This window comes from Streptomyces sp. NPDC093089 (assembly GCF_044754405.1).
Classification (GTDB): Bacteria; Actinomycetota; Actinomycetes; order Streptomycetales; family Streptomycetaceae; genus Streptomyces.
Genome location: NZ_JBIVPA010000015.1, coordinates 190,868 through 217,720 on the forward strand (window position 1 = coordinate 190,868; position 26,853 = coordinate 217,720).

Consider the following 26,853-nt stretch of genomic DNA (forward strand, 5'->3'; position numbering starts at 1 on the left):
GCGCCCACGAAGCCGCCGCATGACGGACAATCCTTGTGGGGGCAGCGGGACACCTACCGACCACAGGGGTTGCCATGACCGATCTGCCGGCCGCCGGTGCGACGAGGGTCTTCCTCGTGGACGACCACGAGGTCGTCCGGCGGGGTCTGCGCGACCTGATCGACGACGAGCCCGACATGGAGGTCGTCGGGGAGGCGTCCACGGCGGACCAGGCACTGGCCAGGGGGCCCGCGCTGCGCCCCGACGTCGCGGTCCTCGACGTCCGGCTGCCCGACGGCGACGGGATCGCCGTCTGCCGGGAACTGCGCTCCCGGATGCCCGGGCTCGCGTGCCTGATGCTGACGTCCTTCGACGACGAGGACGCGCTGCTGGACGCCATCATGGCGGGGGCCGCGGGATACGTGCTCAAGCAGATCAAGGGGGCGGATCTGGTGTCGGCGGTACGGACCGTGGCCACCGGGCAGTCGATGCTCGACCCGGCCACGACCGCCCGGCTCATGCATTCGCTGCGCGCCCCGGAGGCGGCCACGCCACCGGAGGACGAGCGTCTGGCGGCGCTGTCCGAGCGGGAGCGCTCCGTGCTGGAGCTGATCGGCGAGGGGCTCACCAACCGGCAGATCGCCGAGCGGCTGTACCTGTCGGAGAAGACCGTCAAGAACCACATCTCACGGCTGCTCGGCAAGCTGGGCGTGGAGCGCCGGGTCCAGGCGGCCGTGATCGCGGCGCAGGTCCACGGGCACGAGTCCGAGAAGGGGTAGCCGGGGCAGCGTCCGTCACCGCTCGCCGGGGCCGCGGACAAGCGTCCCCGCTCTCCGGCCGCGGTGGCCGTCACCGCTCCCCGGGCGCGGTGGCCGTCATCGCTTCCCTGCCTCCTACAGCCGTCACCGCCCTCCGACCTCGGTAGCCGTCACCGCTCGTCGGTCGGCAGTGGGACCCGCCATGCGAGTACGGTTCCGCCGGCCGCGTCCGGTCGGTCTCCGACGGACAGGTCGCCGCCCAGTCGCTCGGCCCTCTCGGTCAGGTTGCGCAGGCCGCTGCGGGCGACGCCCGGCGGGACGCCGACGCCGTCGTCGCTCACCGTCACGGAAAGGACGCCGTCCTCGACGACGACGGCCACCTCGGCGTGGCGGGCCCGCGCGTGGCGGGCCACGTTGGTGAGGGCCTCTCCGATCACCGCGACGACCTCCTCCGCCTCGTCGGCCGGCACGTCGGTGTCGAGGAGGCCCTCCATGCGCAGGGCGGGGGCGAAGCCGAGCGCGGCGGCGGCCTGGTCCACCGCTTTGACGACGCGGTTCCTGAGCCTCGGGGCGGTTCCGGGGGTCTCGTGTTCCCGGAGGGCGAAGATGGTCGATCTGATGATCTTGATGGTGGCGTCCAGGTCGTCGATCGCCCGGGTCAGCCGCTCCGCCGCCTCGGGGTGCTCGACGAACCGGCGGGCGCTCTGCAGGGTCATGCCGGTGGCGAAGAGGCGCTGGATGGCCAGGTCGTGCAGGTCGCGGGCGATGCGGTCGCGGTCCTCCAGGAGGCTCACCTGCTCGGCGTCGCGGCGCCGCTCGGCCAGTTCGAGGGCGAGCGCGGCCTGTCCGGCGAATCCGGGCAAGGCGATGATCTCCACACCCGCGAAAAGCGACCGTCCGCGGCGCCGCGCGAGGATCATCACACCGCTCAGCCGCTCCTTCGTGCCCACCGTGACGGCCACCGCAGGTCCGAACCCGTGCCAGCGCTCGGGCTGAACCGTGATGCGCGCGTCGTTCTCGACATCGGCCGCGGTGACCAGGCCGTCCCCTTCGAGAGCCGCGGCGGCGAGGGTTCCCTCGCTGCTGGGCAGCACGACGCCTCGGTGGGCCTCGGCGCCCTCGCCGCTGGCCAGGGATCCGCGCAGCTCGCCGCCCTGCCCGACGAAATAGAAGACCCCGACGTCGGCGCCGGCGATGTCCACGGCTTGCTCCAGCATCCCGCCGAGCACCTCCGTCTCCTGCGCACCGGACAGCAGGGCGCTGGTGATGCCCGAAATTGCGGACAGCCAGCGTTGCCGTAGTCGTCCCTCCTCGTACAGGCGGGCGTTCTCGATGGCGATGCCGGCCGCGACGGCCAGGGTCGTCACCACGGCCTCGTCCTCGGAGTCGAAGTCGGCTCCGCCCCGCTTCTCGGTGAGGTAGAGGTTGCCGAACACCTCGTCGCGGACGCGGATCGGGACGCCGAGGAAGGTGTGCATCGGCGGGTGGTGGGGCGGGAAGCCGTACGAGGCCGGGTGCTCGGACAGCTCGGGCAGGCGCAGCGGCTTGGGGTTGCGGATCAGCTCGCCGAGGATGCCGTGCCCGGACGGCAGCGCGCCGATCCGCCCGCGCAGGGCGTCGTCGATGCCGACGGGCACGAACTCGGAGAGCCTGCGGTCGTCACCGATGACGCCCAGGGCCCCGTACTCGGCGTCCACGAGGGACACGGCGGCCTCCACGATGCCGTGCAGCACGTGCGGCAGGTCCAGCTCCCGGCCCACGGACATGACGGCTTCCAGCAACCCGTTGAGCCGGTCCCTGGTGCCCCTCACCTCGTCGATCCGCGCCTGCAGCTCGTCGAGCAGCTCGTCCAGCCTCAGCCGTGGCAGCCGCGCGTCCGCGGACTCGGCCTCCTCCCGGCCCATCGACACCTCCGGTCGCGTCAGAGGCGCGAACGTCACCCGTCGCGCCCTCCTTCACGGTAGTCCGGATGTCCGTTCCGTTCCTGCCGACGCGGACGCCACGCCCTGCCCGCCCGCCGACGTCGTTCGTGGCGGGCTCAGACGTCGGGAACGGTGATCACCGGGCAGTGCGCTCGGTGCAGCAGCCCGTGGACCACGGATCCGACGCGCATCCCGGTGTACCCGCCGCGGCCCCGCCGGCCGACGACCACGGCCAGGGCGTGCTCGGCGGCCTGCGCCAGCGTCTCGACGGGCGAGCCGGTCAGCACCTCGTGGGTGAGCCGGACGTCGGGGTACCGCTGCGCCCGGCCGGCGGTGGTCTCCGCCAGCAGGCGCCGCTCGGCGTGGAACAGGGTGTCGTCCGTGTGCGGGCTGAAGACGGGCTGCTGCCGGACGGCGACGGCACGCAGCTCGCAGCGTCGGAGGTCCGCCTCCTCGAAGGCCAGGTCCAGCGCGACCCCGGAGGAGGCGCTGCCGTCGACGCCGACCACGAGGTAGGCCGGCTCCTGGGTGACGTGTTCCGCGTCCCCCACGACGACGACGGGGCACTCGGCCCGGGCGGTGACGGGCACCACGAGGGAGCCTGAGCTCAGGAACTCCTCGGTTCGGCTCAGATGCCGGGAGCCGAGCACGACCATGGACGCGCCCCGCGACTGGCCGGTCAGCACTGCCACGGGGGAGCCGTCGAAGAGGGCCGAGGCGGCCGTGACGGCAGGACGGCGGGCCCGCGCCCAGTCGAGCGCGGTGCGCAGGGCTTCCCTGCCCGCCGTCGTGCGCGCCGCGTGCCGGGTGGTGTCGGCGGGGTGCTGTCCGTCGTGCGGCGGCGGTACGGCGACGACGAGACGGAGCCCCACGCCCCGCCGGTCCGCCTCGTCGGCCGCCCAGGCGAGGGCGAGGTGCCAGTTCCTGACGGGGTCGACGCCGACGACGACGTCGCCCCGCCGGTCGGTGCCGGTCATGAGGGACTCCCGTGTCCGGGGCCGTGCCGAGGGATGAGCTCCACGGCGCAGTGGGCGTATTGCAGCAGGCTCAGGGTGGTCCACCCGAGGGTGGGCCCGAGACTTCCCGGGGACCGTCGGCCGCCGGCGACGAGGAGGTCGGCGTGGTGGGACGCGTCGACGAGCGCACCGGCCACGCTGTGGCTCTTCTCGCCGTCGGCGTGCACCGTCAGCTCGGGGAACTCCTCCCGGACGCGGTCGGCGACCTCGGACAACGGCAGCACGTGCTCCCGGGCGTCGTGCTCCGCTCCGCTCCGCGGCACCGGACGGACCCCCGGGGGGGCTCCCTCCAGATGTGCAGGAGTCGCAGGTGGGCGTCGCACAGCGTGGCCTCGCGTGCCGCCGCCGTGGCGCAGCCGAGGTCGCCGGTGTCCCGTACGGCCGCGAGGACGGAGCCGGAGACGGCGGGCTCGGCGGCCCCGCGCACCACGACCACCGGTGTGGTGGCCGACGCCGCGGCTTCGAGACCGACCGCGCCGAGGAGGAGGGAGGGAACCCGCCGAGCCCGCGGTGACCGACGACGATCGTTCCGCCGAGGCCGGCGGCACGCCGCAGCGCTTCGGGCGGCGGGCCGTCGTCGAGCGCGGTGACGAGCGTCAGCCCGCGGCGGCGGGCCGCGACGGCCGCCGCGGTCTCGTCGAGCAGTCGGCGACCGTCCCGGCGCCTCCGGTCGGCCTCCGCCCCGGGGAGGGACGGGGTCCTCGCACCCGCTTCGGTGTCCGTCGCGTGGACGAGGACCAGTTCGCCGCCTCGCCGCATGGCCTCCCGGGCCGCCCACACGACCGCCGAGCGCGCGGACGGCGAGCCGTCCACTCCGACGACGACCCGGCCGGGGCCGGGACGGCCCGAGGACGCTTGCATGGTCCCTCCTCGTCCGTTCCGGGGACTGGTCCCACCCTGGCATCCGGGCCGGGGAGGGCGGAGGGCCGCTGGGGGCAAGGCCGGGGCCCGAAGGTCCCACGCCGGGCGCGCGGGCACCGGGGCGCGCCGCTCCGAGGCCGGTCGGGCCCGGCGGGGGACCGTTCGGCCCTCGCAGGCCGCCCGCGGACCGACGACGGTGGTGACGAGGGGCGGAGCGGCGACACGTTCGAACAGGAGGAGCGGCGATGAAGCACTTGAAAGTCGGCGGACTGATGACCGGCCAAGTGGTCTCGGCCGCCCCCGCGGCCTCGTTCAAGGACGTGGCGAAACTGCTCGTCGAGCACGACATCACCGGGGTCCCCGTCGTGGACGAGGACGACCGCGTGCTCGGCGTCGTGTCGGAGAGCGACCTCCTGGCCCATCGGGAGCGGACCGTGCGCGAGCTGATGACCGCGCCGGCCGTCACGGTGCACGCCGAGCAGTCGGTGGCGGACGCGGCCCGCCTGATGGTGCGTCGCGGAGTGGAGCGCCTTCCGGTCATCGACGAGGAGGAGCGACTGGTGGGCATCGTGACCCGCCGCGACCTGCTCTGCGTGTTCCTCCGTCCGGACCCGGAGATACGGCGCCGCATCCGCGAGGACGTCCTCGGCGACGTCATGGGCCTGGTCCGCGACGTGGTGGACGTGCACGTCCTGGACGGCGTGGTCACCCTGGAAGGCCGTCTGCGGAGGCGCAGTCAGGCCCGGATGCTCGTCGGCCTCGCCGAGCGGGTGGACGGCGTCGTCGCCGTCGTGGACCGACTCTCCGCCCTGGAGGACGACACCCGACTCGCGCCCACGGCGCGTACCACCCGCGGGGTCTTCGAATGAACCCGCGCACACGGACGGGAGGAACCGTGTCCACCACCGATCTGCCCCGGCCTCTCGTCACCTCGCTGGTCGAGGACGCCGTCACCGCGCCGTCGATGCACAACGCGCAGCCGTGGAGGTTCGTCCACCGGACGGGCACCGCCGTCATCGAGCTGTACGGGGACCCCTCGCGCGAGATGCCGCGCGAGGACCCCGACCACCGCGCCCTCCATCTCGGCTGCGGCGCCGCCCTGTTCAATCTGCGCGTCGCCGCCGCCCACCACGCCCTGGAGGCCGTGCCGTCGCTGCTGCCCACCCGCGGGGACCCCTGGCACTTCGCGGACGTCCGCGTCCGGGAGTCCACCGCCGACGAGGGGCTGGCCGCACTCCGGCCGGTGCTGCGGGAGCGGCACACCAGCCGGTTCCCGTTCACCGAGGAGCCGGTCCCCTCCGAGGTCCTGGACGACCTCCAGGCCGCAGCCCTCCTGGAGGGCTGCCGACTCGAGGTGCCGGGAGCCTGGCACACCGACACCGTCATGGGCCTCGTCCACGCCTCCGAGCTGTACGAGGCCGCGGACGACTCGGTCCGCGCGGAGGTCGCAGGCTGGATCCGCGCGGACGGGACCGGTGACGGCGCCGCGACCGAGGGCATCCCCCCGTACGCCCTCGGCCCGCGGCAGTACGACGTGACCTCTCCGGTGCGGGACTTCGACGCGCCGCGCCACCTGACCGACCGCCCCTCGGCCCGCTTCGAGAAGCGCCCCCGCATCGTCCTCCTCGGCACGACCGAGGACACCCCGGGGGACTGGCTGAAGGCCGGTCAGGCCCTGCAGCGGGTGCTGCTCCGCGCCACCCTCGACGGCCTGTCCACCTCCCTCATGTCCCAGCCCCTCGAATGGCCCGAACTCCGCTCCGACGCGCGGGATCCGGCCTCCGCCACCGGCTACGTCCACATGGTGCTCCGCCTCGGCTACGGGCCCCGCGGCACGGCCACCCCTCGGCGCCCCGTGTCCGAGGTGCTCACCTTCGTCTGAGCCCCGCGAACGGCGGCGTCCGGTCCGCCCCGTACGGCTGCTCCGCCACGACGCCTCCTCGTACGGCCCCTCCACGACGCCGCCCCGCACGACCCCGCCGCAGCCGGGACCAGCGGTCACAGCCGGAACCAGCGCACCTCCCCCGGGGCCACGGCGGGCCGCCGCCCATCGGGGAGCAGCACGGTGAGGGGGCCCCTCGCCGAGGCCGGGACCCGTACGGCCAGTCGCCCGGGGAGCACCCGGACGTGGACGCCCCGATGGCCGCCGGCGCAGAGGGTGAAGGCGAACCGCGGAAGCTCCCTGAGCGCCACCGGGGCGATCCGCAGCCCCTCCGGTCCCGCTTCGAGGCCGGTGATGCCGCGCTCGACCAGGTCGACGGTGCCCGCCATCGCCCCGAGGTGGATGCCCTCTCCGGTCGTGCCTCCCTGGACGTCGGCCACGTCGGCGAGGAGCGCCTCCTCGCAGTACCGCCAGGCGTCGGCGCCCTGCTGCCGGGCGAGCACCCAGCCGTGGACGAGGCTGCTGAGCGTCGAACCGTGGCTGGTGCGCCGCAGGTAGTACGAGACGGTCGCGCGCCACACCTCGTCGTCGAGCCGGTGGCCCAGGCGGGCGAAGAGCCCGTACAGCTCGTCGGGTCGGAACAGGTAGCCGAGCATGAGGGTGTCGGCCTGCTTCGACGCCTGGTAGCGGTTGACGGTGTCGCCCTCGGCCTCCAGGATCCGGTCGAGTCTGCGGATGTCGCCGTACCTGGCCCGGTACGCCTCCCAGTCGAGCTCCGCGAGGTCCCCGTAGCCTTCGAACTGGCTCACCACACCCTGGTGGAACGGCACGTGCACGCGGCGGGACACGTCCTCCCAGCGGTCGAGTTCCGCGTCGTCGAGCGACAGCCGCTCCCGCAGCTCCGACCGCCGGGCGGCGGGCAGTTCGTCCAGCAGGTCGAGCCCCCGGGCGAGCACCCAGGCGGCGGTCGCGTTGGTGTAGGCGTTGTCGTCGATGCCCGGTGCCGCGCGGCCGGGGTACGCGTCGTGGTACTCGTCGGGGCCGACGACCCCGCGGATCCGGTAGCGCCGGAGCGACGGGTCGAAGGAGGCGGCCCCGGCCCAGTACCTGGCGATCTCCAGGAGCGTCTCGGCACCCGCGGAGTACAGGAATCCGCGGTCGCCGGTGGCGTGCGCGTACCGCCACACGTTGTACGCGACGGCCGAGCCCACGTGCCGCTGGAGTCGCGAGTGGTCGGGCAGCCAGCGGCCGGAGCGCGGATTGAGGTGCAGTTCCTGCGTCTCCTCGCGGCCCGAACTCGCGCTCTGCCACGGGTACATGGCCCCGACGCCACCGCTCCGCCGCGCCGCCTCGCGTGCCGCCGGCAGTCGGCGGTACCGGTACATGAGCAGGGACCGGGCCACTTCGGGGAAGTGGAGGTCCAGGTAGGGCAGGACGAACAGTTCGTCCCAGAAGACGTGGCCCCGGTACGCCTCACCGTGCAGGCCCCGTGCGGGGACTCCCACGTCGAGTTCCGCCGTGTGCGGCGAGAGCGTCTGGAGCAGGTGGAAGAGGTGCAGGCGCAGGATCCGGCCCGCCTCGCCCGGGACGAGCAGCTCTCCCCGCCCCCACAGCCTCCGCCAGGCTTCCTTGTGGGTGGAGAGCAGCCGGGGGAAGGCCGGAGCGCCGGCCGCCTCGCCGCAGGCCGCCTCGCGGGGGTCTTCGGTGGGCCGGTCCGTGGAGGCTCGCCGGGGGTCTCCGGTGGGGCCGTCCGTCGAGGCATGCAGGGGGTCTCCGGTGGGGCCGTCCGTCGAGGCATGCAGGGGGTCTCCGGTGGGGCCGTCCGTCGAGGCATGCAGAGGGTCTCCGGTGGGGCCGTCCGTCGAGGCGCGCAGGGCGAGGGTCTTCACGACGGTCACCGTGCGGCGGTGACCGATCGGGAGGCGGAACGTCTGGACGGTGCCGGTCCTCGTCGCGACCTCGCGTGCGGTGCCCGCGGGGAGCGTGACCGTGCGGACGGCGAGGACGATCCCGAGGCCCGGGTCGGCGGTGCGGCAGGTGAGCCAGGCGACCCCTCCCCTCTCGAACCCGGACCGGTGGCCGGTGAGGTGCCGTCCGTCGAGGTTCCGGTAGCGCTCCACTCCCGCGTTCACGACCGCGCCGTCGAGGACGGACTCCACTTCGACGGTCCCGCTCCAGCCGTAGGCGCGGAGCATCGTGCACTGGGCCGCGAGCCCGGCGTCCCCCATGTGCACGATCCGCAGGTGGCTCACCCGCAGTCCGCGGCCCCGGTCGTCCCGGAAGAGCAGGTGCCGGGTCAGCACTCCCCCGCGCAGATCGAGCCGGACGTCGCAGTGACGCAACTCCTTCGCGTCGGGTGTCAGCCAGTCTCCGGGCGGCCCGTCGTCCGGACGGCACCGGTAGCGCAGCCGCGTCCAGTCGGGCAGGTTGACGAGGTCCTCGTTCTCGACCCGCTCACCGGCGACGAGCGAGGTGCGCCGGTCGTAGCAGCCGGCCAGGTAGGTGCCCGGGTAGTGGACGGCATCGGCGGAGCACTCGGGGCTGGAGCCCCGGGTGGCGAAGCGGCCGTTGCCGAGGGTGCAGAGTGCCTCGACCAGCCGCTCGCGGTCCGGCTCGTAGCGGTCGTAGGTCCAGCCCCAGCGATCCGGCTCGTCACGGTCGTGAGTCCGGTCCCGGCGGACCGGCTCGTCGCCGCCATGAGTCCCGTCCCGGCGGACCGGCTCGTCGCCGCCATGAGTCCCGTCCCGGCGGACCGGCTCACCGCCGCCATGAGTCCCGTCCCAGTGGTCCGTCACGGGACTCCCCCCGCACGCTCCCGTTCCAGGGGGCCGTCCCCCAAACCCGTCCCGCACCCTCCCGTTCCAGGGGTCCTCACGGAGACTCACCCCGCACGCTCTCCTTCCGGGAGTCCGTCATACGGGCTCGCCCCACACGCTCCGGACCAGCGCCGTCAGATCGGTGACCGTGAGGTCGGCTCCCCGGTCGCGCAGCGGTTCGGTCATGCTCCGGTCCGGGGTGCGGTCGAGTCCGACGACCGGACCGAAGCCCCCGCGCCGCGCGGCTTCGATGCCGGCGAGGGCGTCCTCGACCACCGCGGTGTCGGCCGGAGCGTTCCCGAGGAGGGCGGCCGCGCGCAGGAAGAGGGCGGGATCGGGTTTTCCGGCGATGCCGAGTCGTGCGGCGTCCCGGCCGTCCACGATCACGGTGAGGAGTCCGGCGAGCCCGGAGGCCCTGAGCAGCGTCCGGGCGTGCCGGGAGGCCGATACGGCGGCGCAGGGCACCCGGGCCGCGTGGAGGGCGTCGAGCGCGGGGCCGGTGTCCGCGAAGACCGGCACTCCCTGGGCGCCGACCAGGGTGCGGAACGCCCGTTCCTTGCGTGCGGCGACGGCCCAGACCGTATCGTCCCCCGGTGGGTCGCGGGGCGTGCCCGCGGGAAGGGTGAGGCCGCGGGCGGCCAGGAAGGCCGCGGCCCCGTCGAAGCGGGACCTTCCGTCGACGAGGTGGCGGTACTCGGCGTCGGCGTCGAAGGGCGCCTGCTCGTCGCCGCCGCTCGTCCGCGCGGCCAGGAAGGTGTCGAAGGCGCTCTTCCACGCCGCCGCGTGGACCCGGGCGGAGTCGAGCAGTACGCCGTCGGTGTCGAAGACGACGGCGCGCGGCGGTCGGGTGGAGGGTGTGTGGCCGCTCACGGTCCCAGCCCACCGCTCGGGGCCGCCCGCCGCATGAGCCGATCGGCCCTCAGAAGGGTCCTCTCGGTCCCCTGCGGCCCGGCTTCCTCGGGTGCGACGGTGGAGTGCGTACCGCACTCCGAAGGAGGGCCGGCCATGTCCGAGGCAGCCCCGAACTCGGCGCCCACGCTTCCCGGCCATCCCTGCTCGGCTTCCTGGGCGGCGTGGGGACGGTCACCGGAAGCAAGTTCCTCGTCGAGAGCGACCATGCGCGGATCCTCCTCGACTGCGGTCTCTTCCAGGGTTTCGCGAACCTGCGGCGCCGCAACCGGGAGCGCTTCGCCCGCGACGTCCACGCACGAACTGGCCCGGCTGCGGGAGACGGGCGTGCTGCCCCGCCCGGTGCCCGTCGTCCCCCGCCCCGGTGAGGCCCCTGGTCCGCTGACCGGGGGCAGGGGTCCCCGGTCGCGCCCGCGGCGGCCCGTCACGGGGGCGCCGGCCCGCAGCCACGGGAGGAGGAACGTGTCATGACCGTGCAGCGGTTCACCGTCGCGGACGTGATGACCAGGAAGGTCGTCGCCGTGCGGGGCGGTGCGGGGTTCAAGGAGATCGTCGCCGCCATGGAGCGGTGGAAGGTGACCGCCGTTCCCGTCGTGGAGGGCGAGGGTCGGGTCGTCGGCGTGGTCTCCGAGGCCGACCTGCTCGCCAAGGAGGAGTTCCACGACCACCGCCTCGGCATGGTCGAGCAGCTGCTGCGGCTCGACGCCACGGCCAAGGCCGGCTCCCGCCGGGCCCGGGACCTGATGACCTCGCCCGCCGTCACCGTCGCCCCGGACGCGTCGCTGCCCCGGGCCGCCCGCCTGATGGCCGCGCGCCGCGTCAAACGGCTGCCGGTCGTCGACGCCGACGGGATCATCCAGGGCGTCGTCAGCCGCTCCGATCTGCTCAAGGTCTTCCTCCGCCCGGACGACGACCTCGCCGAGGAGGTGCGCGGCAGCGTCGTGGAGCACCTGTTCCCGCTCTCCGGCCACCGGGTCGACGTCCGGGTCGAGGCCGGTGTCGTGACGCTGACCGGCGAGGTCGGCGACAGCTCGCTGATCCCGCTCGCGGCGCGCTTGGCGCAGGCCGTCGAAGGCGTGGTGGACGTACGGTGCCGGCTCACCGGCGCCGCCGGGTAGCGACGGCTCGCGGCCCCGGGCGGCTCGCGGCCCCCGTGCGAAGGTCCGCTCGGGCGCGCATGCTCGAAGCACGTACGACGTGACGGTCGTGACGACCGTGACGGCCACCGGCCGGTACGAGTCGCCGGGGCGCCCTCGTCAGGGGCCCGGTGGACGGCGACGTGTCGGCCGCCCGTGGGCGGTGGCGGCGGAAGGCCCGTGCCCTGTGCGGAAGGGAGCCGGAATGGCGTGGCTCTCCACCTTCGCGGGCGCCTTGCTGGTCCTGTTCGTCCTCCGGGACGTCTTCCACACGCTGTGGCATCCCACGCGTCACGGCGGGTTGAGCCGGCTGGTGATGCGGACGGTGTGGCGTCTTTCGGCGCTGCGCGACACGCGGTGGCGGTCGGCGGGGCTGGCTGGTCCGCTGGGCATGGTGACGGTCGTCGCCGTGTGGGCGCTCACGGTGTCCGTCGGCTGGGGCCTCGTCTACTGGCCCCACATGCCGGAGGGCTTCTCGTACGCCCCGGGGCTCGACCCCGCCGAGCACGCGGGCCCCGTCGACGCCCTCTACCTGTCTCTGGTCACCCTCGCCACGCTCGGTCTGGGCGACATCGCGCCGACCTCGGGCTGGTTGCGCGCCCTCGCGCCGTTGGAGGCCCTGGTGGGCTTCGTCCTGCTCTCGGCCACCGTCGCCTGGATCCTCGGCATCTATCCGGCGCTGGCCCGCCGCAGGGCCCTCGCCCTGCGGCTCTCGCACGTGCGGCGCGGCCCTGCCACCGCACGGGCGATCGACTCCGGCGGCGGTGCGGCGCTCCTGGACGGACTCGCCTCGGCCCTGTCGACGATCACGATCGACTTCCTCCAGTACGCCGAGTCGTACTACTTCTACGACGGGGACGCGAACACGTCCCTGCCCGTCCAGCTCGGTTACGCCACCGACCTGGCGGACAGGTCCGCCTCGGCGCGCCACCCGGACGTCCGGCTGTCCGCGGCGGTGCTGCGCACCGCCCTCGACGACCTCGCCACGGTGCTCGACGAGCGCTTCCTGCGCACCGGGGAAACGCCCGAGCGCGTCTTCGCGGCCTACGCCGCCGACCACGGGCACGCTCCCGCGGGACCGGACGGTGCTCCCCGGGCCCACGGCAGCGGGCGATCCTGAGAAGGGGGCGGAGAACGCGTACGGCGAGGACGGCAGAGGTGACGAACAGAGAGGAACGATGACCATGGACACGCAGCGCGCCCCCTACCCGCCGGTGGCGGTGACCGCCCGTCTCGACTCCCCACTGTCCCGCTGGCTCTGGCTGGTCAAGTGGATCCTGGTCATCCCGCACTGGTTCGTGCTGGTCTTCCTCTGGATCGCCTTCTTCGTCGTCACGGTGATCGCGTTCTTCGCCGTCCTGTTCACCGAGCGCTACCCGCGGGGACTGTTCGACTTCAACCTGGGGGTGCTGCGGTGGTCGTGGCGCGTGTCGTACTACGCGTACGGCGCCCTCGGCACCGACCGCTATCCGCCGTTCAGCCTGGGGCCCGAACCGGACTACCCGGCGCGACTCGACATCGCGTACCCGAAGCGGCTCTCCCGCTCGCTGGTCCTGGTCAAGTGGTGGCTGCTCGCCATCCCCCACTACCTGATCATCGCGTTCTTCACCGGCGGCGCGCGTGCGGACTGGTGGGGAGGAGGCCTGATCGCCCTGCTCTCGGTGATCGCGGGCTTCGCGCTGACCTTCACCGAGCGGTATCCCCGTGACCTGTTCGCCCTGGTGGTGGGCCTGAACCGCTGGGTCCTGCGGGTCGCCGCGTACGCGTGCCTCATGACGGACGCCTACCCGCCGTTCCGCCTCGACCAGGGCGGGGAGGAGCTCGACCAGGGCGGGGAGGAGCCGGACGGCGCCCGCTGACGGCGCTGTCGGCGCGGGCGTTCCTCGTGGGCGGTCGTTCCCGCGTGCGGTCATCGCTCGCGTGCGGGCGCTGACCGGGGGCGGTCAGGACTCGGGGCGGTCATTCCTCCCCGGTCCCGGGGCCGCTGCCCCTTCGGAGCCGTCCGGACCAGACGGGTTCCACCTGTTCCCACTCCCGTTCCCAGACCGCGAGCCGACGGCCCTCGGCACGTCGTCGTACGAGGGTGCGCACGCCCGCGCACGCCGCCCCGGCGGCGGCCGCCGTGGCCGTGCCGCCCGCGAGTGCCGTCAGCGCGAGGTTCGCGGTGCCGCCCGGTGGGCGGGTGGGGGCGCCGTGGTCGTCCACCCAGAGGGCGACGGTGCGGCCCTGCGGTGTCCGGGGTGGCACGGGGACGGTTCCCGACCTGCGGACGTCGTCGGGGTACTCCCAGACCGCGGGGGCGACGGCGCTCGTCGTGACGCCCTGCCGGGTGGCGGCCGGCGGTTCCTCGGCTCGTCCCGTCGTGGTCGCCTGCACCTGGTGCCGGTGGACGGCGAGCGCACGCTCGGCCCGGTTTCCGGCGTTCCACAGCATCCCGGCGGCGACGGCCCCGCAGATCAGGGCGACCGCCAGGAGGAGGGTGAGAGCGGTGCGCCCGGCGGGCCGCCCGCTTCCGGGCGCGGTGGGCCCCGGGTCCGACTGCTCCTGGTGCCTCATGCCGTACCTCCCGGGTGAGACGGTCGGCAGGTGGTCGCGGCGGCGCCGGTCAGGGCGCGGCGCCGAGTTCGCTTCCGATGTGATGGGCCCAGGCCCGGATGCGCGCGGGGTCGCGGAAGTCTCCGCCCTTGCCGTGGCGGACCATGGAGCGGGCGATGCGCCCGGACGTCTCGGCGGTCACGGCGCCGCCGAAGGTGATGTGCTCGCGCGCGCCGAGGGACTTCATCCGGCGGGCGACCCCGGGCACGGGCGGGATGTCGTGCTGTTCGGCGGAGCTGTCGAGGGGCCCGCTGCTGAAGAGCCAGACCGGTCGCCGGCTGAGCTGGTCGGCGTTGCGGCGGGCGCATCGGCGGGCCTTGCCGTCCCAGCGGCCGGCGTAGAGGGCGCCGCCGAGGACGACCCCGTCGTAGTCGCTGACGTCGGTGACGGTGTCGGCGGGCAGGACGACGGCGTCGAATCCGTCGTCGCGGAGCGTCCTGCCGATCTCGTCGGCGATGCCGGCGGTGGCGCCGTGCTTGCCGCCGTGGGCCACCAGGACGCGTTTCGTGTTCACGGCCGCGCTCCGTCCTTGCCGTCGGCTCGCCGGACGGGGACGCTCCGCCGGGTCCGGGTCCTCTCCTCGGGCATCGGGACGCGGACGGTGAGGATGCCGTCCGCGTAGGACGCGTCGACGTCTTCGGCGGGGACGGCAGTCGGGAGGCGTACGGTCCGCCGGAAGGAGCCGTAGCGGAACTCCGAGTGATCCGTGTCCTCCTCGCTCTCGCGGTGTTCGGCGCTCACGGTGACGAGGTCGTCCTCGATGGTGACGGTGACGTCGTCGGGGTCCATCCCGGGCAGTTCGGCGCGCAGCACGTAGGTGCCGCCGCCGCTGGACACCTCCACCGGGATGGAGTGCGCGGCGGTGCCGGGACGCCATCCGGGCAGTCCCGGGAACTCGCGGTTGAACCAGTCGTTGAAGTCGGGGAAGAGGCTGTGCCTCCGTCCCACCTTGGCTCCGGTCATCGTTCTGCTCCTCGTGTGCGCGTCCCGGGCCGGGGCGGCTGACGCGGATCCGCTCCGTCGTGCCACCGCTCCGGGGGCCGGGCGGCGGTCCGGGGTGGTTCTCGTACTCCCAGCACGCCGCCCGGGCCGGTGGTTCTCGTACTCCCACTGTGCCGCCCGGGCCTCGGCGCTCCCAGTGCCGAGGGGGTCAGGCCGTCGGGGCCGGTCGGTCCTTGCGGGATCGGGACCGTTCGGCCCCGGAAGGGGTGGTGTCCGCCTCTCCCGTCCCGGGCAGGGGGACGGCGATCACGGGGCAGGCGGCGTGGTGCAGGAGTCCGTGCACCGTGGAGCCGAGCCGCGTGCCGGAGTGGCCGCCCCGGCCCCTGCGTCCGACGACGACCGCGAGGGCGTCGAGGGAGGCCCGGGTGAGTTGTTCGACGGGGTTCCCGCGCATCACCGCCTTGTCGACGTCGACGTCCGGGTGGTGCCCGGCGCACCCGGCGACCGATTCGGCGAGCAATCGCTCGTCGTCGGCCGGGTCCTCGGTCCCGTCGTCGCGGGGCCGGAGGGGCCGGACCCGGACCGCCCTGAGCCGCGCCCGCCGGAGGCTCGCCTCCGCTGCGGCGAAGGCGACGGCGGCCCGGCAGTCCCTGCTGCCGTCCACGCCGACGACGATCAGCGGCGGGTGGACGGTCGTGTGCTCGGGCTGTCGGGTCACGACGACCGGGCAGTCGGCGCGTGCCGCCAGCGGGACGATCACCGAGCTCTCGCAGAGGACTTCGGCGAGCCTGCCGAGGTGTCGCGGGCCCACCACGGCGAGCGCGGCACCCCGCGCCTTGTCGCACAGCACGGTGGCGGGGGTCCCGTCGACGAGCTCCGTCGCGGTCCGCAGCCCGTCGTGCAGTTCCCTCACGAGGTCCTCGGCGTTGGCGAGGGCCGACTCCGCCCGGAGGCGCAGGGAGCTCTGGCGGGCGGGCGGGCCGTACGGGAGCCGGTCGTGGACCGGCGGAACGGCGGCGACCAGGCGCAGCCGGGCGCCTCTGCGTACGGCTGCGTCGGCGGCCCAGACGAGTGCGGGGGCGGAGAGTTCTCGGGGGTCGATGCCGACCAGGACGTCGTTCATGGCCCCTCGTCCCGTGTCGCGAAGCCCGAGGGGATGATCTCCACCGGGCAGTGGGCGTGGTGGATCAGGGTGTGGGCGACGCGGCCCAGGGAGGGCCCCGTCCCGAGCTGTCGGCGGCTCCGGCCCATGACGAGGAGGTCGGTGCGCCGGCTCGCCTCGATCAGGATGCCGGGGGTGCTGGTGCCCGTCTCCACGTGCTGCCCGACGATCAACTGGGGGTGGAGCGCGCGCACCCGGTCGGCGAGCGTCTTCACCTCGCGGACGCGCCGACGGGCGATCCCGTCGAGGTCGTCGAGCATGGTGGCGACACTGCCGACGTGGGTGAGCACGTTCCACACGCTCACGATGCGCAGGGCCGCCTTGCGGGCGTCGGCCTCGGCGGCGGCCAGCTGGAGCCAGTCGAGGTCCGTGGCGTCGTGCACGGCCGCGGTCACCGAGCCGGTCTCGGGCCGCTCGTCTCCCCCGCGTACGACGATCACGGGCACCTCGGCCCGGGCCGCGACGCCGAGGCCCACCGAGCCGAGCATGAGGGCGGAGAAGCCGCCGAGCCCGCGGCTTCCCACCACGATCGTGCCCCGGTCGCCGGCGGCCTCCCGGAGGCCCGAGACCGCCTCGCGACGGCTGAGCTCCTTCGTGACGGGAAGGTCGGGACAGCGCTCGTGAACGGCCCTGGCCGTCCCGCTCAGCAGGTCGCGGCCCGCCTCGCGCACCGCCTGCATCGTCTCGGCGTCGGTCCAGTAGGCGCGCCGGTCGGTGTCGGCGGCGTGCACGAGGCGCAGGGTGCGGCCCCTGCGGTCCGCCTCGATGGCGGCCCAGAGCGCGGCCGTGTGCGCGGAAGGGGACCCGTCGACTCCCACGACGACGTCGCCGAGCCCCGGCCGGACGGGAATCTCGCTGTCCATGGTTCCTCCTCCGGACTACGCCCGGGCGCCGGGAGCAACGCCACGGAAGCGGCACTTCCCACGCTGGCACCGAGGAGGCGCCGATGGGGATGGGCCGTTCGGCCCCGATCGCGCCCTGCCCGGCACCCCGCGTGCGGGCGGGACGGCACCCCGCGAGCCAGGCGGGACTTTCCGGACAGGGTCTGGGGGCCACCGGCCCCGGAAGGGGACCGTTCGGCACTCCTGTCGGGCAGGTCGGCGGGGCAGGGTGGGAGCGACGGAGACCGGCCGTGGTCGACGAGGAAGCGCGCGGAAGGAGCGGGTGATGCGTCATCGCAGGATCGGCGAGCTGATGACCCGTGAGGTGGTGGGTGTCCGCGGCGACGCGCCCTTCAAGGAGATCGTGCGGATCCTGTCGCTGCACCGGGTCACGGCGGTGCCGGTGGTGGACGGGGGGAACCGGGTGATCGGGGTGGTGTCGGAGGGTGACCTGCTGCGGAAGACCGCGGACCGGGCCGCCGCCCCGGGAGACCTGCCGGCCGTGCCGGGGCTCGGGGCGTGGGAGCGGGCGAAGGCCGAGGGCACGCGCGCCGAGGAGCTGATGTCGGCGCCGCCGGTGTGCGCGCGTCCCGAGTGGACCGCGGTGGAGGCGGCGCGTCTGATGGAGGTGCAGGGCGTGAAGCGCCTCGTCGTCGTCGACGACGGGGACCGCCTGGTCGGCATCGTCAGTCGCCGCGACCTGCTGGGCGTCTTCCTCCGGGCGGACGACGACATCCGTCGGGAGATCGTCGAGGACGTGCTCGCCGGTGCCCTCGGCCTCGATGCCGCCAACCTGGTGGTCGAGGTGCGGGACGGCCGGGTGGAGCTCGGCGGGAGCGTGCCGTACCGGGGCGTGATCCCGGCGGTCGAGCGCATGTGCGCGACCGTCGACGGGGTCGTCTCGGTCTCCCGCACCCGGCTCGCGTACGGGAACGACGACGGCTCACCGGGAGGTGGACGATCATGACGCAGGGAATCGTGGTCGGCGTGGACGGTACGGAGCAGGCGCGCGCCGCCGCCGAGTGGGCGGCGGACGAGGCCGTGCTGCGCGGCACCGGGGTGCACCTGGTGCACGTGAAGGAGCCCTCGCCCGAGCTGCTGCTGCCGTTCGTGTCCCGGGAGCCCGACGAGTCGTGGGCCGAGGACCTGCTCGTCCGTACGGCGGCGGAGCTCCGCGCGCGGTACCCCGGCCTCCCGGTCACCACCCGGCTGGCGGTCTCCTCCGGTCCCGTCCCGGCCCTGGTCGCCGCGGGCGGGGAGGCCGAGCTGCTGGTGCTGGGTTCGCGGGCGCTCGGGAGCGTGGCGGGCTATCTGCTCGGCTCGACCGGTCTGACGGTCGCCGGCGCGGTCGACCGGCCCGTCGTGCTCGTCCGGGCGCACGGCACGACCGCGCCGCGGGGGCCGGTGACGGTGGGGGTCGACGTGCGGCAGTCCGCCGACCCGATCCTGGAGTTCGCCTTCGACGAGGCCGCTCGGCGCGACGCGCGCGTGCACGTGGTGTTCGCGTTGCAGCTCGGCGCCTTCGCAGGCCTCGGACCCGCGATGGTGCCGGACGTCCGGCTCGCCGTCGTACCCGAGCTGGAGCGTTCGCTCGACGACTCCCTGGCGCCGTGGCGGGCGAAGTACCCCGAGGTGGCGGCCGTCCACCGCGTGGTGGTCGGCTCGGCCGGCCAGGTGCTGGTGGAGGCCTCCGGCGACGCGTCCCTCGTGGTGGTCGGCCGTCGCACCCGGCCCGCGGCCCTGGGCGCCCACATCGGCAGCGTGGCCCATGCGGTGCTGCACCACAGCCGCGCGCCGGTCGCCGTCGTCCCCCACGAGTGACGTCGCGGGGCCGGGCAGGACTTTCCGGACGGGCCTCGGTCAGGAACAGGACCTCGGTCAGGAGCCGAGGATCTTGCTCTTCTGCGCCGCGAACTCCTCTTCCGTCAGGACGCCTTGGTCCTTCAGCTGTCCGAGTTCCTTGAGCTGCTCGATCTTGCTGCTCATGTCGGGGGCCGGCGCGGCGGGCGCGGGCGCCTGGGCGGGCGGCGGGGCGTACTGCTGGGTCGGGGCCGGTTCCTCCTGCTGGGCCCAGCGGCCCCTCTGGCGGCGCGAGACCCTGTTGGAGACGGCGGTCGCCGTCCCGGCCACCACTGCCGTGCGCGCCACACCGCGAAGAAGTCCTGGCATGTCATTGCTCCTTGGCCGTTGATTCGAGTGGATCGGTTTCCGCGGTCGCCCCCGGGCGTCAGGCGGCGGCGCTGCCGCCCTCGGCCTCCAAGGCCTCCAGCGAGGCGAGGAGCGCCTGCACGGGGATGCGTCCGCCGGCCACGAGCTGCGCGCCGCCGCGTCGCAGTTCGCGCGCGAGGGGGGCGGCCCAGAGGTTCTCGTAGATGAGGATGGCGGCCGAGTTGCCCGGTTCGAGGGCCGCGCCTGCCTCGTCGAGGTCGTCCTGGCCGAGGAGTCCGGACGCGGAACCCTCGAACACGGACAGGTCCAGCTCGCCGTCCCCGTCGAGGTCACGCACCTCGACGGCGATGACGCTGCCGTCGGTGTCCTTCCGGACGAACGTGAAGTCGAGGACGCGGACGATGCCCCGGTCGACCAGGTCGACCAGGAGGGGCAGTCCCTTGCCCGTCATCCGGTTGCCGGGGAACTCGATGACCAGATAGTCGACCGGTCCCATGTCCTGGATTTCGTCGTCCTGGATTTCGTCGCTCATCACCGCTCCACACCGTTGCGAGGACATGACGGAGCCAGACCCCGTACCCGCCGCGTATCGGCGGACGTGACCGGGGCCAGTCCTGATCCCATTGCAGCACCGGTCGGAGCCCTCCGCACATTCACGGCCGGCGGCCGTCCCGTCCCGCTCCGGCCGCGGGAGCGAGGCGGGCGACGAGGAGGGCGATGTCGTCGTCCGCGGACGCGGGTACGAGGTGGGTGAGCAGGCGGTCGCACAGGGCGGACAGGGACGGGCCGGGTTCGGCGAGCAGATCGGTCAGTTCGGTGAGGCGGGCGTCGATGTCGCTGTTCCGGGACTCGACGAGGCCGTCGGTGTACAGGACGAGGAGGCTGCCGCGGGGCAGGGTGACCTCGGTGGTCGTGAAGGCCTCACCGCCGACGCCCAGCGGCAGCCCGGGCGGTACGTCGAGCAGGCGCACGGAGCCGTCGGGGAGGACGGCCACCGGCGGCGGATGGCCCGCGCGGGTGATGCGGCAGTGGCCGGTGGCCGGGTCGACCATCACGGACAGGAAGGTGGCGATCATCGGCTCGGCGAGGTCGCGCAGGGCGGCCTCCAGCTGGTACAGCAGGTCCTCGGGGGCGAGGTCGAGGCGCGCGAGGGCCCTGACGCTGGCGGACAGGCGTCCCATCACGGCGGCGGCCGCGGTGCCGTGCCCCATCACGTCGCCGATGACGAGGACGGCCCTGCCGTCCTCCAGCGCGATGACGTCGTACCAGTCGCCGCCGACCTCGTTGACGTCGCTGGCGGGCAGGTAGCGGTGGGCGACCTCGATGCCCGGGGGTGGGGTGATGTGCTGGGGCAGCATGCTGCGCTGGAGCACGGCGGCCGTGTCGTGTTCACGGCGGTACAGGCGTGCGTTGTCCACGCAGACGGCGGCACGGGCCGCCAGTTCGCCGGCGAGGTCGACCTCGTCCTTGGTGAAGGGGCCGATGGGGCGGGTCCGGTAGAACGTGGCCAGGCCGAGCACCACGCCGCGGGCGAGCAGCGGGGCCATCATGAACGAGTGCACTCCCAGCTCGAGCACCTCGGCGGGCCGGGTGGAGTGTCCGGCCGCCGGCGCGATGGACCGCGCGTCGAACTCGGGCACGACATAGGGGCGGCGCTCGCCGAGTGCCCGGGTGTAGGGCGCGTTGGCGGGGAAGTCGAGCGTGCGCCCCAGTGGGGCGAGGGCGGCCGTGACGGGTGATCCCGTCAGCGGGGCTTTGGCCAGCCGGCGCAGTACGGCGCCGCCCACCAGGCCCGCGCCGAGCTCTCCGTCGGCGGCCAGGCTCTCCAGGACGTCGACGGTGACGGCGTCCGCGAGGTCGGGCACGGCGACGTCGGCGAGCTCCTGCGCGGTGCGTTCCAGGTCCAGGCTGGTGCCGATCTTCAGCGTGGCCTCGTTCACCAGGGCGAGTTGGCGCCGGCTCTCCTCGGCTTCGAGCTGCGCCCGCTCCTTGGCGGTGATGTCGATCAGGGTGGCGACCAGCCCGATCGGGCGTCCGTCGGAGTCCTCGAGCCGGACGTACGACCCCGACCACACGTGGTCGTGGTCGGGGTCGGCCGGTGTGCGGCCCGTACGGCGGGAGTCCAGGACGGGCCGTCCCTCGTCCAGGGCCCGGCGCATCGCACGCTCCATGTCCGCGGCGTTGACGCCGGGGAGGATCTCGACCAGGCGGCGTCCGATGTGGGCGGCCTGCGAAAGGCCGTTCATCGCCTCCAGTGCCGGGTTCACGCGCAGGAAGCGCAGCTGGGTGTCCAGCACCGCGATGCCGACCGGCGAGCGGGAGAACAGTCCGTCCCACACCGCCGACGAGCCGCGGATCCGTCGTGCGGCCTCCGCCTCCGCCGCGAACACCAGCACCGTCGTCCCGCCCCGGTGCCGGGCCGGCACCGGGCACGCCCAGATCTCCAGGTCCAGCGGTCGTCCCTCGCGGTGCCAGGCGGTGACCGTGCCCATCACCCCGCGCCCGGTGGCCGCGCCCTCCCACAGCGACCGGCCGAGGCCACGGTCCGCGCCCGGGTGCAGCAGGTCGGCGATGTGCCGGCCGAGCACCTCGTGCGGGGTGTAACCGAGCAGGGCCTCCGCCGCGTTGTCCCAGCGGACGATCGCCCCGTCCGCGCCGGTGGCCACCACGGCGACCGGCAGGGCCCCCAGCCAGCCGCCCGCGTCCCGGGCCGCGCTGGTGGTCACTTCGTCGAAGGGCACCTGCTCCATCGCCACCGCGATTCTGGTCCGTACGCACCCCTGGACGGCCGCCGTCCTCCCCAGTATGGGCGCGCACCCCCGGTTCGTCGCGCGGACCGGAGGTGCGGGCTCCTACGGCTCCCCGCTCCGCAGCGCTTCCAGGCGCCTGCGGTACTCCGCCTCGTCGATCTCGCCGCGGGCCAGCCGCTCGCCGAGGATCTGCTCGGGCACCGCGGACGCCCGGCGGGCGGGCGGCCCGGCGGCGCGGTCCAGGGCGCGGAAGACCAACACGACGGCGGTGATGAGGAGGCCCCAGAACAGGACCATGCCCGCCGACATGGCGAACCAGCCCCATCCGTTCATGCCGTTGCCGTACCAGAACATCATGGCCACTCACTCTCCCGGCGGCCGGACCCGCAGGCACGGAGCGTCCCTGCTCCCGGTCGGGCCGGACACCCCCACGGTGTCTCCGGTCCGGTCGCGGCGCACGGGGCCGACCGGCCTCTGACGAGGGTCCTGTCGGGTACGGCTCACGGGGTCCTGTCGGGTGCCGATGGGGACGAGTGGCCCCGTCGGCGGCGCCCTTCGGGCCTCACGAGGCGGCCGGGTCCTCACCTCCCGGCTGCGCGTCCTCGTCCAGGACCGACAGGAGGGCGTAGTCGTACATGCCGTAGGCCGGGGACATCGTGATGTTCGCGGCCCGCGGTCCCCTGAAGACGACCGACTTGACGTACATGTAGGGGCACATGACGGCCTCGTCCATGGCGGCGCGGTCCACGGTGGCCCAGATCCGGGCGCGCTCCTTGTCGTCGCGCGTCGCGGCCCCGGTGTCGAGGAGGGCGTCGATCTGGGGGGAGGCCAGCTCTCCGAGGTTCTGGTTGCCGGTCTCCTTGATCGCCCGCGAGTCGGCGATCTGCTGGAGGAAGCCGTAGCCGTCGGGGAAGTCGGCGGCCCAGCCGAACATCACGATCCCGATGTCGTGCTGCCGCACGTACGCGGGGACGCCGACCGCCTTGGTGAAGTAGTCACCGGAGGCGAACGGCACCACTTCGGCCCGGATGCCGACGCGCGCCAGTCCGCGGGACAGGGCGAGGGCGGCGTTCCACTCCTTGGTGCGGTCCTCCCGGGCGGCGATCCTGGTGGTGAAGCCGTCCGGGAGGCCGGCCCGGGCCAGCTCGCGGCGGGCCGCCTCCAGGTCCCCCGTGCCCTCGGGTCCGACCGGGTAGCGGTCGAAGGGGTCGTGTCCCACCACGGACGCGGGCAGCAGGGTGGTGGCGATCTCGCCCGCCGGGTCGCCCCCGTAGGCGGCGAGCATGGCCTTCTTGTCGGTGGCGTACTGCACGGCGCGCCGGGCGTGCACGCTGGTCAGCGGGCCGACGTTCCGGTTGAGGCAGTAGAGCCACACGAACCCCGTCCGCGGGTTGTCCACCCGCTGCCGCAGCTCCGGGTCGGCCAGGAGCAGTTCCTGGGTCTCGGGCTGCACGCCGACGCCGGCGAGGTCGATGTCCGCCTCCCCGTCGAGCAGGATGCGGTCGACCTCCGGACCGCTCACACCGAGCCGGACGGTGATCCGGTCCGGCAGGGCCGTGCGTACGGGATCGGTGTCGGCCCGCCAGTGCGGGTTGCGGTCGAGGGTGAGCAGGTCGCCCGGCGTGTACGTGTCGATGCGGTACGGGCCCGAGGACACCGGGTGGCGGTGGTACTCGGGAAAGGTGTCGCGCCCGCGCGGCACCGCGATGGTGGTGGGCAGCGCGGCGAGGTAGTCGAAGGCGGCGAAGGGCTCGCTCAGCCGGAAGACGAGGGTGCGCTCGTCCGGGGTCTCGATCCCCTCCGGGCCGGTGAGGTACTGGCGGAAGTAGGCCGGCCCGCCGCGCGTGACCGGCCTGCCGTAGACCGCTTCGGGGTAGGCGGCCCGCAGCACCGCGTACTTGACGTCCTCGGACGTGACGGGCGTGCCGTCCTCGAACCGGATTCCCTCGCGCAGCCGGTAGGTCCAGGTGCGGGAGTCCTCGGTCGCCTGGCCGAGCGCCTCCGCCAGGTCCGGTACGAGCTGCGGGTCGCCCGCTCCGTCGGTCGTGTAGCCGACGAGGGGGCGCCCGATGAGCCGGATGAAGTTCCAGGTGTACGCGTAGTACGTGTCGGCGGGGTCGAGCGAGTCGAAGTCGTCGGTGCGGACGTACCTGAGGGTCCCGCCCCGGTGGTCCGACGGGTTCACGATGCCTCGTGCCTGCGCGTTCAGTGCCACGGGGTTTTCAGCGCCTCTCGTCGTGCGGATGGTGGGGAAGGCTCGTGCGTCCGGTGGCGCGGCACGCGCGCCCGCTCGTCGGCTCGGCGGTGAGGGGGGACCTCACTGGGACAGCCCCATGGCCTGGACGTCGTACAGCCCGAACGCGGGGTGCACGTACACGTCGGTGACGTCGGGATGCCGGTAGTGCAGCGTGCGGTCGTGGGCGATCGGAAGGATGACGGCCCGCTCCATGACCGTCTCCTCGACCCGCTGCCAGAGCAGGCGCCGGGCGGCTGGGTCGGTGAGGGCCTGGGCTTCGTCGACGAGGCGCCGGACGAGCGGGTCGTCGAGCTCGGCGAAGTTGAAGTTGCCGCCGCCGTGCTTGATCTGCCGGCCGTCGATCAGCGGGGCCAGGAAGCCGTACTCGGTGGGGTAGTCGGCGCCCCAGTCGGTCACCCCGAGGCCGAGGCCGAGGGTGCGCACGGTGTCGGGGTGGCCCAGGCCGGAGCGGTAGTACGAGGCGGTGTCGAGGACTTCGACGTGCGCGCGGATGCCGATCCGGGCGACGGATTCCGCGAGGGTCCGGGCGACGAGTTCGAACTTGCCCGGCTGGGTGGCGATCCGGGTCTCGAAGCCGTCGGGGAGCCCCGCGGCCTCCAGTTCGGCGCGGGCGGCCTTCAGGTCGCCGGTGAGGTCCGTGCCGCTGGGGTACCGGTCGTGGCCGGTGTGGGAGGGCAGTGTGGGAGGGATCAGGCTGGTGGCGAGCGACCCGCCCACCCCGTCGCCGCCGCGCGCCTCCAGGAGGGCGGCCTTGTTCGCGGCGTAGAACACGGCGCGTCGCGCGTGGACGTCGTCGAACGGGGGCACGCACGTCTGCACGGTGATGTACTGGAGGAAACCGGTGGCGGGGTTGTCGGACCGGGCCCGCAGGGCGGGATCCGCCAGGATCACGTCGCGTGCGGAGTGCTGGATGCCGCGGCCCTCGACGTCGATGTGGAACTCGCCGGCGATGAGGCGCCGGTCCAGCTCGTCGACGTCCACTCCGAAGGTGACGGTCATGTCGTCCGGCAGGGCGGGGCGGAGGGGATCGGTCGCGCGGTCCCACATCGGGTTGCGGACGAGGTGGAGGGAGCGTCCGGGGCGGTAGCTCTCGATGCGGTACGGCCCGGAGCACACCGGCGCCTTCTCGTAGTCCTCGCGGGTGTCGCGGTGCGCCGGGACGGGTGCCGTGTTGGGCTGCGCCATCACGAAGTCGAAGTCCGCGAACGGCCGTTTGAGGCGGAAGCGGAGGGTCGCGTCGTCCGGGCACTCGACGGCCCGGCAGCGCTGCCCGCCGTACGGACCCCGGTAGTCGCCGTGGTCGAGGAGGTCGAGGAGGTACGTGGGCCCGCCGGGGAGCGCGTCCTGCGCGAAGATCCGTTCCACCGCGTGGGCGATGTCCCGGGCGCGGATCACCTCACCGGTCTCGAACCTGACGCCGTCGCGTATCCGGTAGGTCCACGTCAGGCCGGCGTCCGACACCTCGCCGGGACCGCTCGCCAGGTCCGGCACCGCGGTGGGGGTGACCGGGTCGGTGCCGAAGGCCATGAGGGTGCGGTGCATGGTCCGCTGCAGCAGCCACGACCACACGTAGTAGGTGCGGGCCGGATCGAGCGAGTCGACGTCGGCCGAGGCCACCATGGCCAGGCGTCCGCCGGGCTTGCCACCGGGGTTCGCCACGCTCTTGACGGCGCCGTTCCAGCCGGACATCAGCCGATCTCCTTCACGTACAGGTACTGGGCGGACAGGGAGCATCCGCGGGACACCTTCGCGTCCGTGGAGCCGATGCCGTAGTGGACCGTTCTGACGCCGTGTCGCGGGGCGTGGTCGGCGAGCGTGTAGTAGAGCAGCTCGTAGTACAGCGGGAGTTTGCCGACCGCCCCGTAGTCGAAGCCGGCGCGGTGGGCGAACCAGGTGTCGCCGTGGGAGAGGACCAGGCCGAAGCCCACGACGCTTCCGTCGAGTTCGGCCCTGGAGACGAGTGCGCGGTCGCCGAGGCGTTCCGCGGCGGCCTCCAGGACGGCCTCGGAGCGCTTCGGGTCCCAGCTCGACATGCCGTACTTGGCGAACAGCTGGGTTTCCAGGAGGGCGAGCCGCGGGATGTCCGCGGGGTCCAGGGGGGCGAGGGTGATCTTCACGTCCGAGGCCTCGATGTGGCGCCGCTCGGAGCGGACCCGGCGCGAGCGCCGGGCGGGGAGGGCCATGGCGTAGTCCATGAACCCCTCGCCGGGCAGGGTGAGGGAGGCGAACTGCCCGGACAGGTGGGAGATGTAGCCGCGGTCGTGGAGCACCTCGCGCTGGAGGCGGTCGGACGCGTCGACGTACGGGAGGCAGATCGACCGGCATCCTTCGCCGGCGGCGACGCGCTCGGCCTCCTCCAGGATCCGGTGCGCCGTGTCCGTGCCGGCGTCGGGGTGCAGCATCAGGCGGGTCCGGCCCAGGTGCCGGCCGCCGCACATCATCGACGGCATCAGGCGGTCCATGTCGCCGAGTCCGGCGAGGACCTCCGCGGCGCCGTCCATCCGCTCCTCGGCGCAGTGCCGTACCAGCAGGTCGGTTCGGCCCAGCGACCACGGGGACTCACGCGTGGCCAGGACCATCGGCAGGGCGGCGAGCACGCCGTGGTCGGTCCGCGCGGTGAGGTAGCGCATCCACGCCCCGGCGGAATCCTGCAGGACGCGCATCCAGTCGGGGCTGAGGAAGAAGTCCTCACCACCGACGAGCGCGCTCCAGCCGGCGTCGCGCGCGTCCTCGGGCGTCTGCCATCGGTTGATCACAACTCCACTGGTCACGCGGCAGATCCTGGGCGGGGACGGTCTCAGTCCACTCTTCATCGGGT

At 73.9% G+C, this 26,853-nt stretch carries 26 protein-coding genes and 1 pseudogene; 9 read left to right on the top strand and 18 right to left on the bottom strand.

Going from position 1 to position 26,853, the window contains the following annotated elements:
* Positions 1-74 precede the first annotated feature (74 nt).
* Positions 75-758: a response regulator gene (locus ACIQFX_RS31405; protein WP_402470233.1), complete on the top strand. Its 684-nt coding sequence runs from the start codon at positions 75-77 to the stop codon at positions 756-758.
* A gap of 149 nt (positions 759-907) precedes the next feature.
* Here the strand turns inward: ACIQFX_RS31405 and ACIQFX_RS31410 are convergent, their stop codons facing one another.
* The 3 genes from ACIQFX_RS31410 to ACIQFX_RS31420 form a co-directional block, all read right to left on the bottom strand.
* Positions 908-2,641, bottom strand: coding sequence for a GAF domain-containing protein (locus tag ACIQFX_RS31410; protein ID WP_402470333.1), 1,734 nt, complete (start codon positions 2,639-2,641; stop codon positions 908-910).
* Positions 2,642-2,775: 134 nt separating this feature from the next.
* A complete protein-coding gene (locus ACIQFX_RS31415) occupies positions 2,776-3,636 on the bottom strand; it encodes a universal stress protein (protein ID WP_402470335.1) in 861 nt (286 codons plus the stop codon).
* Positions 3,633-3,938, bottom strand: a complete 306-nt coding sequence (locus tag ACIQFX_RS31420; RefSeq protein WP_402470343.1) for a hypothetical protein — start codon at positions 3,936-3,938, stop codon at positions 3,633-3,635. Before ACIQFX_RS31420 ends, ACIQFX_RS31415 begins: the two co-directional genes overlap by 4 nt.
* Before the next feature lie 47 nt (positions 3,939-3,985).
* On the opposite strand from ACIQFX_RS31420, the gene ACIQFX_RS31425 reads away from it, so the two are divergent.
* Positions 3,986-4,189, top strand: a complete 204-nt coding sequence (locus ACIQFX_RS31425; RefSeq protein ID WP_402470344.1) for a hypothetical protein — start codon at positions 3,986-3,988, stop codon at positions 4,187-4,189.
* A 38-nt stretch (positions 4,190-4,227) separates the two neighbouring features.
* On the opposite strand, the pseudogene ACIQFX_RS31430 reads toward ACIQFX_RS31425, so the two are convergent.
* Positions 4,228-4,536, bottom strand: a pseudogene (locus tag ACIQFX_RS31430) (universal stress protein); the annotation flags it as partial.
* Positions 4,537-4,781: 245 nt separating this feature from the next.
* Here ACIQFX_RS31430 and ACIQFX_RS31435 point away from each other — a divergent pair.
* Together ACIQFX_RS31435 and ACIQFX_RS31440 are read left to right on the top strand one after the other, a co-directional pair.
* Positions 4,782-5,405, top strand: coding sequence for a CBS domain-containing protein (locus ACIQFX_RS31435; RefSeq protein ID WP_402470235.1), 624 nt, complete (start codon positions 4,782-4,784; stop codon positions 5,403-5,405).
* A 26-nt stretch (positions 5,406-5,431) separates the two neighbouring features.
* Positions 5,432-6,418 carry an Acg family FMN-binding oxidoreductase gene (locus ACIQFX_RS31440; RefSeq protein WP_402470237.1) on the top strand — a complete coding sequence of 329 codons (987 nt, stop codon included), beginning with the start codon at positions 5,432-5,434 and terminating at the stop codon, positions 6,416-6,418.
* A gap of 116 nt (positions 6,419-6,534) precedes the next feature.
* On the opposite strand, the gene ACIQFX_RS31445 is transcribed toward ACIQFX_RS31440, so the two are convergent.
* On the bottom strand, positions 6,535-9,213 hold the full coding sequence (locus ACIQFX_RS31445; protein ID WP_402470239.1) for a glycoside hydrolase family 65 protein: 2,679 nt from the start codon (positions 9,211-9,213) through the stop codon (positions 6,535-6,537).
* Positions 9,214-9,330: 117 nt separating this feature from the next.
* Positions 9,331-10,104 carry an HAD family hydrolase gene (locus tag ACIQFX_RS31450; RefSeq protein WP_402470241.1) on the bottom strand — a complete coding sequence of 258 codons (774 nt, stop codon included), beginning with the start codon at positions 10,102-10,104 and terminating at the stop codon, positions 9,331-9,333.
* A gap of 506 nt (positions 10,105-10,610) precedes the next feature.
* Between ACIQFX_RS31450 and ACIQFX_RS31455 the strand changes: the two genes are divergently transcribed.
* The 3 genes from ACIQFX_RS31455 to ACIQFX_RS31465 all read left to right on the top strand — a co-directional run bounded on the left by ACIQFX_RS31455 (position 10,611) and on the right by ACIQFX_RS31465 (position 13,138).
* The gene (locus tag ACIQFX_RS31455; protein WP_402470243.1) at positions 10,611-11,261 is read left to right on the top strand and encodes a CBS domain-containing protein; all 651 of its coding nucleotides are present in this window, start codon (positions 10,611-10,613) and stop codon (positions 11,259-11,261) included.
* A gap of 223 nt (positions 11,262-11,484) precedes the next feature.
* The gene (locus ACIQFX_RS31460) at positions 11,485-12,399 is read left to right on the top strand and encodes a potassium channel family protein (RefSeq protein WP_402470245.1); all 915 of its coding nucleotides are present in this window, start codon (positions 11,485-11,487) and stop codon (positions 12,397-12,399) included.
* A gap of 58 nt (positions 12,400-12,457) precedes the next feature.
* A complete protein-coding gene (locus ACIQFX_RS31465) occupies positions 12,458-13,138 on the top strand; it encodes a DUF4389 domain-containing protein (RefSeq protein WP_402470247.1) in 681 nt (226 codons plus the stop codon).
* 100 nt (positions 13,139-13,238) lie between these two features.
* Here the strand turns inward: ACIQFX_RS31465 and ACIQFX_RS31470 are convergent, their stop codons facing one another.
* The 5 genes from ACIQFX_RS31470 to ACIQFX_RS31490 form a co-directional block, all read right to left on the bottom strand.
* Positions 13,239-13,835, bottom strand: coding sequence for a hypothetical protein (locus ACIQFX_RS31470; protein WP_402470248.1), 597 nt, complete (start codon positions 13,833-13,835; stop codon positions 13,239-13,241).
* Between the two features lie 49 nt (positions 13,836-13,884).
* Positions 13,885-14,388: a flavodoxin domain-containing protein gene (locus ACIQFX_RS31475; RefSeq protein ID WP_402470250.1), complete on the bottom strand. Its 504-nt coding sequence runs from the start codon at positions 14,386-14,388 to the stop codon at positions 13,885-13,887.
* Positions 14,385-14,837 carry an Hsp20/alpha crystallin family protein gene (locus tag ACIQFX_RS31480; RefSeq protein WP_402470251.1) on the bottom strand — a complete coding sequence of 151 codons (453 nt, stop codon included), beginning with the start codon at positions 14,835-14,837 and terminating at the stop codon, positions 14,385-14,387. Before ACIQFX_RS31480 ends, ACIQFX_RS31475 begins: the two co-directional genes overlap by 4 nt.
* A 187-nt stretch (positions 14,838-15,024) precedes the next feature.
* Positions 15,025-15,939 carry a universal stress protein gene (locus ACIQFX_RS31485; protein WP_402470252.1) on the bottom strand — a complete coding sequence of 305 codons (915 nt, stop codon included), beginning with the start codon at positions 15,937-15,939 and terminating at the stop codon, positions 15,025-15,027.
* Positions 15,936-16,841 carry a universal stress protein gene (locus tag ACIQFX_RS31490; protein WP_402470253.1) on the bottom strand — a complete coding sequence of 302 codons (906 nt, stop codon included), beginning with the start codon at positions 16,839-16,841 and terminating at the stop codon, positions 15,936-15,938. The genes ACIQFX_RS31485 and ACIQFX_RS31490 overlap by 4 nt, the downstream gene beginning before the upstream one ends.
* 304 nt (positions 16,842-17,145) lie before the next feature.
* Here ACIQFX_RS31490 and ACIQFX_RS31495 point away from each other — a divergent pair, with 304 nt between their 5' ends.
* Positions 17,146-17,826 (top strand): CBS domain-containing protein, encoded by a 681-nt coding sequence (locus ACIQFX_RS31495; protein WP_402470255.1) that lies wholly within the window; start codon positions 17,146-17,148, stop codon positions 17,824-17,826.
* Positions 17,823-18,680, top strand: a complete 858-nt coding sequence (locus tag ACIQFX_RS31500) for a universal stress protein (RefSeq protein ID WP_402470256.1) — start codon at positions 17,823-17,825, stop codon at positions 18,678-18,680. Before ACIQFX_RS31495 ends, ACIQFX_RS31500 begins: the two co-directional genes overlap by 4 nt.
* A 57-nt stretch (positions 18,681-18,737) precedes the next feature.
* On the opposite strand, the gene ACIQFX_RS31505 is transcribed toward ACIQFX_RS31500, so the two are convergent.
* The 7 genes from ACIQFX_RS31505 to ACIQFX_RS31535 form a co-directional block, all read right to left on the bottom strand.
* Complete coding sequence (locus ACIQFX_RS31505) at positions 18,738-19,028, bottom strand: SHOCT domain-containing protein (RefSeq protein WP_402470258.1); 291 nt, start codon at positions 19,026-19,028, stop codon at positions 18,738-18,740.
* A 58-nt stretch (positions 19,029-19,086) separates the two neighbouring features.
* The gene (locus ACIQFX_RS31510) at positions 19,087-19,560 is read right to left on the bottom strand and encodes a DUF6325 family protein (protein WP_402470259.1); all 474 of its coding nucleotides are present in this window, start codon (positions 19,558-19,560) and stop codon (positions 19,087-19,089) included.
* Positions 19,561-19,681: 121 nt separating this feature from the next.
* Entirely contained in the window at positions 19,682-21,778 is a 2,097-nt protein-coding gene (locus tag ACIQFX_RS31515; RefSeq protein ID WP_402470260.1) for a SpoIIE family protein phosphatase, read from the bottom strand.
* A 102-nt stretch (positions 21,779-21,880) separates the two neighbouring features.
* Positions 21,881-22,135, bottom strand: coding sequence for an SHOCT domain-containing protein (locus tag ACIQFX_RS31520; protein ID WP_402470262.1), 255 nt, complete (start codon positions 22,133-22,135; stop codon positions 21,881-21,883).
* Positions 22,136-22,340: 205 nt separating this feature from the next.
* On the bottom strand, positions 22,341-23,993 hold the full coding sequence (locus tag ACIQFX_RS31525; protein WP_402470263.1) for an ABC transporter substrate-binding protein: 1,653 nt from the start codon (positions 23,991-23,993) through the stop codon (positions 22,341-22,343).
* Between the two features lie 102 nt (positions 23,994-24,095).
* Positions 24,096-25,724, bottom strand: a complete 1,629-nt coding sequence (locus ACIQFX_RS31530; protein WP_402470264.1) for an ABC transporter substrate-binding protein — start codon at positions 25,722-25,724, stop codon at positions 24,096-24,098.
* Positions 25,724-26,806 carry a GNAT family N-acetyltransferase gene (locus ACIQFX_RS31535; RefSeq protein WP_402470266.1) on the bottom strand — a complete coding sequence of 361 codons (1,083 nt, stop codon included), beginning with the start codon at positions 26,804-26,806 and terminating at the stop codon, positions 25,724-25,726. The genes ACIQFX_RS31530 and ACIQFX_RS31535 overlap by 1 nt, the downstream gene beginning before the upstream one ends.
* Positions 26,807-26,853: the final 47 nt, after the last annotated feature.

Bases quoted from the DNA above. Each gene is read 5' to 3' on its own strand.
- ACIQFX_RS31495 (WP_402470255.1), top strand. From the start codon at position 17,146: ATGCGTCATCGCAGGATCGGCGAGCTGATGACCCGTGAGGTGGTGGGT.
- ACIQFX_RS31460 (WP_402470245.1), top strand. From the start codon at position 11,485: ATGGCGTGGCTCTCCACCTTCGCGGGCGCCTTGCTGGTCCTGTTCGTC.
- ACIQFX_RS31490 (WP_402470253.1), bottom strand. From the start codon at position 16,841: ATGGACAGCGAGATTCCCGTCCGGCCGGGGCTCGGCGACGTCGTCGTG.
- ACIQFX_RS31510 (WP_402470259.1), bottom strand. From the start codon at position 19,560: ATGAGCGACGAAATCCAGGACGACGAAATCCAGGACATGGGACCGGTC.
- ACIQFX_RS31500 (WP_402470256.1), top strand. From the start codon at position 17,823: ATGACGCAGGGAATCGTGGTCGGCGTGGACGGTACGGAGCAGGCGCGC.
- ACIQFX_RS31465 (WP_402470247.1), top strand. From the start codon at position 12,458: ATGACCATGGACACGCAGCGCGCCCCCTACCCGCCGGTGGCGGTGACC.
- ACIQFX_RS31405 (WP_402470233.1), top strand. From the start codon at position 75: ATGACCGATCTGCCGGCCGCCGGTGCGACGAGGGTCTTCCTCGTGGAC.
- ACIQFX_RS31470 (WP_402470248.1), bottom strand. From the start codon at position 13,835: ATGAGGCACCAGGAGCAGTCGGACCCGGGGCCCACCGCGCCCGGAAGC.
- ACIQFX_RS31505 (WP_402470258.1), bottom strand. From the start codon at position 19,028: ATGCCAGGACTTCTTCGCGGTGTGGCGCGCACGGCAGTGGTGGCCGGG.
- ACIQFX_RS31520 (WP_402470262.1), bottom strand. From the start codon at position 22,135: ATGATGTTCTGGTACGGCAACGGCATGAACGGATGGGGCTGGTTCGCC.
- ACIQFX_RS31485 (WP_402470252.1), bottom strand. From the start codon at position 15,939: ATGAACGACGTCCTGGTCGGCATCGACCCCCGAGAACTCTCCGCCCCC.
- ACIQFX_RS31530 (WP_402470264.1), bottom strand. From the start codon at position 25,724: ATGTCCGGCTGGAACGGCGCCGTCAAGAGCGTGGCGAACCCCGGTGGC.
- ACIQFX_RS31480 (WP_402470251.1), bottom strand. From the start codon at position 14,837: ATGACCGGAGCCAAGGTGGGACGGAGGCACAGCCTCTTCCCCGACTTC.
- ACIQFX_RS31455 (WP_402470243.1), top strand. From the start codon at position 10,611: ATGACCGTGCAGCGGTTCACCGTCGCGGACGTGATGACCAGGAAGGTC.
- ACIQFX_RS31410 (WP_402470333.1), bottom strand. From the start codon at position 2,641: ATGGGCCGGGAGGAGGCCGAGTCCGCGGACGCGCGGCTGCCACGGCTG.
- ACIQFX_RS31415 (WP_402470335.1), bottom strand. From the start codon at position 3,636: ATGACCGGCACCGACCGGCGGGGCGACGTCGTCGTCGGCGTCGACCCC.
- ACIQFX_RS31435 (WP_402470235.1), top strand. From the start codon at position 4,782: ATGAAGCACTTGAAAGTCGGCGGACTGATGACCGGCCAAGTGGTCTCG.
- ACIQFX_RS31515 (WP_402470260.1), bottom strand. From the start codon at position 21,778: ATGGAGCAGGTGCCCTTCGACGAAGTGACCACCAGCGCGGCCCGGGAC.